The sequence below is a fragment of the Pandoraea sp. LA3 genome (assembly GCF_022696215.1).
GTDB lineage: Bacteria > Pseudomonadota > Gammaproteobacteria > Burkholderiales > Burkholderiaceae > Pandoraea > Pandoraea capi.
On record NZ_PTPY01000031.1, the window covers coordinates 332,855 to 336,374 of the forward strand.

Genomic DNA, 3,520 nt, shown 5'->3' on the forward strand with positions numbered 1-3,520 from the left:
GAATCGACTTCATGTGCAACCTTCCCCTATGACGTGTAGTGGCGCGCTCTCAGCGGCGCATGCTGCATCGGGATTCGGAGATACGCCCGATGTATGAATCGGAAGAAAATCTTGGAAATAATAACCGTTCTCATTACCATTAACAATTAAATTGACGAATCGGTGATGACAACTAAGCGATTTCAGCAACATCCCGGGAGATTGCGTCGTCAATCTCACCGGGATGGGGCCGAAATGTCGGTGTGCGATGGTTCAGGACGCCGCACCGCTCGCCTGACGCGCCCGTGCCAATAGCGCCGCCTGCGCCTCTGGTGGCAAGGCGTCGAACGTGAGTCGCGCCTGTGCGCGCCGCACCAGCGCCTCGCCCCCGTCGGGGCGCGCCAGCAAGGCATTCGCCAGCGCACGCACCGTGGGGTTCGCAAAGACCAGCCCGGGCAGCACTTCGATGTGCAGCCCTTCGCCGATCCGGGCAACGAAACGAATCACCGTGAGCGAATCCCCGCCGAGGTCGAACAGGCTTCGCGTCACGCCGACCGGGGCGCGGCCCAGCAGGTCTTCGAGACGCTTCGCGAGCCAGGTTTCGAGCGGAGTCTGCGGGGCGACGTCGGCCGCACCGCCCTCGCCCGCCATGGCGCCGTCTCTCGGGTCCGGCAATGCCTGACGGTCGACCTTGCCGTTCGCCAGACGCGGCATCGAGGCCAGCGTGAGCACGAATGCGGGGACCCATGCGGCAGGCAGACGCTCGGCCAGCGCGTCACGCACCGGCTTCACGGCATCGGCCATCTCGGGCGCAATCACGTAAGCGGCGAGCTGCACCTGCGTGCCGCTGCCCCACGTTCGCACCGCCGCCTGCGTCACCCCCGGAATGTCGCGGCACGCGGCTTCGATTTCCGCCGGCTCCACCCGGTGGCCGCGAATCTTGACCTGTTCGTCGGCGCGGCCAAGCCATTGAATGCCGCCCTGCGGCAACCAACGCGCGACGTCGCCGGTGCGGTAGAGTCGTGCGTCCGGCTGGAACGGATCGTCGATGAACCCTTCGCGAGCGTCGCGTCCGAGGTAGCCCTGCGTGAGTTGCTCACCGCCGATGTAGAGCATGCCGCGCGCGCCGACCGGCGTGAACGACAGATCGTCGTCGAGCACCCGCACGTAGCAGTTCGCCAGCGGCTGTGTCAGCGGCAGCGCACCGCTTTCATCGTTGCCGTCATTGCTGCCGCCCGCTGCCTCGCACACGTGAGTCAGTACACCCACGGTCGTCTCCGTCGGCCCGTAGTGATTGACGATACGGACGTCCGGGCGAATGCGGCGCAGTGCGTCCACCAGCGACGGCTGCGTCGCCTCCCCGCCGAGCACGACGGTGCCGGGCAGGATCGCAGACGGCACCTGCACCAGCGCGTCGAGATGCGACGGCGTGATCTTCACGATATCGATGGCATTGCTGCCGACGAAACGGGCAAACGCCGCGCCGTCCGCCATGTCGGCCTCGTTGGCGACCACCAGACACGCCCCGGCGGCTATCGCGCCAAATAGCGCCGTATTGCCGAGATCGGCCGCCACCGTCGAGGTCAGCGCGACGCGATGCGCCTGCGCCAGCGACAGCACGTTCGAGATGGCATGCGCGTAATTCGCCAACTGACGATGTCCGATCGGCACCCCCTTCGGCGTGCCGGTCGAGCCTGAAGTGAAGACGACGTACGCGCGATCCGTCGCACGCGGCGCTGGCAGGGTCGCGTCGCCGACCATCGGCTGCATCAGTTCGGAAAACGATACGAGCGGCACCGACGGCACCGGTGCCGACGCATCGAACGGCGGGGCCACGATCGCCAGCACCGGTGTGGCCTGCGACAGCACGGCATGCACACGCGACACCGGCCACGACGGATCGAGCGGCACATAGGCCGCCCCTGCGCGCATCGTCGCCAGCAGGGCGATCACCATGTCGACGCTGCGCGGCATGGCAAGCGCGACCGTGTCGCCCGTGCGGACGCCCTTCGCTTGCAGGTGCGCCGAGACCTTCAACATCTCGCTCGTCAGCTCCGACCACGTGAAGCGTTTGCCGTCGCCCTCCAGCGCCGGGGCATCAGGCCGCTCCTGCGCGTGACGCAACAACGCGTGGACGACCGTCTCGTCGGCCACCGTCAGCGCCGGTCCTGCCCAGCCCAGATAGCGCGACTTCTGGAGTTCGGACGTCACCTCGATCTGACGCCACGCCCTGTCGGCGCTGCCCGGTAACGTGAGCGATGCCAACAAGGTCAGATACTGATCCGCGAGCACGTCGAGGGCATCGGCCGGATAGGCACGCGCGTCGCCCGTCAACGCGAGTTGGGTCACGGCGCCGCGAGCATCTGTGACCAGATCCAGATGGCATTCCGCTTTGCCCAGCGGCGCGGTCACGCCGACCAGACGCGCGCGCGCAGCGGGCGAATCCCACATGACGATGCGCAGCGATGTCAGGGCATGATTGCCGATGTCCGCGGGCACGGATTCCTGCCAGTTGCGATGGTCGTCGATGGTCTCGCCCAGTCGGCAGGCGATATCGACGAGCGAGAGCGTGTCGTCGAGGAACACACGCACCGGCATGCGCCGCTCGAACACGCCGAGCGAACCGGCCAGCGGGCCGTAGTCGGCGCGACAGTCGTGGCAGACGGCGCCATCGACCGGCGACTGCCCCCCGATGCGGGCCAGCAGCGCCCACCACGCCGCCTGCAACAGCAGGTCCGGCGCAATGCCGCGCGCCTGCGCCATGGCGACGAGCGCCGCGCCGGTCTCGCCGGGCACGACGCGTCGCACCCCATGCGCCACCGCATCCTGTGTCGCCTCGCCACTGCCGGGCAGCCGACGATGCGCCGCGAGACGCACGCCCGTGCGTGGCGAGCCGGCTTCGTCGAGGTATCGGCGCCAGTAGGCCTTGCCATCGAGTCCTTCGGCACCTTCGACGAGACTGTCGCGCCACGACGCGAAATCCTCGTATCGCAACGGCGCATCGTCATCGGCGCCGGCCTGCCCCGACACATCCGATGCCAGCGCGATCAGTTCCTGCGCGAGCGCGACGAGGCTCGCTTCGTCGAACAGCCAGGCCCGCGCCATGAGGATCAGACGGGTGTCGCCTTGCGCGGCATCGACCGCGCCATCGCAGGTGAGCCAGATCGCACAGGCGTTGGCGCGTTGCGAGGCGGCGTCTTCGGGCATCGGGCCGGCGGCGGCGGCCAGCGCAGCGGCATCTGCCGACGTGTGGTTCACGCGCCGCGCAATCCACGGCAAGCCCAGCGCAGGCGCCTGCGGGAGGTGCCGCACGCCGCGAAAGCCTTCGACCTGCCCGGTCGCCATCGTGAGCAGTTCATGGCGTTCGGACAGCGCCGCCCACGCCTGACGCACCGCGTCCGGGGAAAGCGCCGCATCGGGCGCCACCACGACGGCCACACTCGCCGCCTCCATGCCTAGGGCCACGCGCGTGCGTTGTTCCGGCGTCAATGCAAATCCAGTATCGGTCATCGTTTGAGGCTCAGTCGGGTGGGGCGATGCG

The 3,520-nt window shown here is 68.1% G+C and carries 1 protein-coding gene; it reads right to left on the bottom strand.

The window, feature by feature from the left end; genetic code table 11:
• Positions 1-252: 252 nt before the first annotated feature.
• Positions 253-3,489: an amino acid adenylation domain-containing protein gene (locus tag C5N93_RS13550; protein WP_242559659.1), complete on the bottom strand. Its 3,237-nt coding sequence runs from the start codon at positions 3,487-3,489 to the stop codon at positions 253-255.
• Positions 3,490-3,520: the final 31 nt, after the last annotated feature.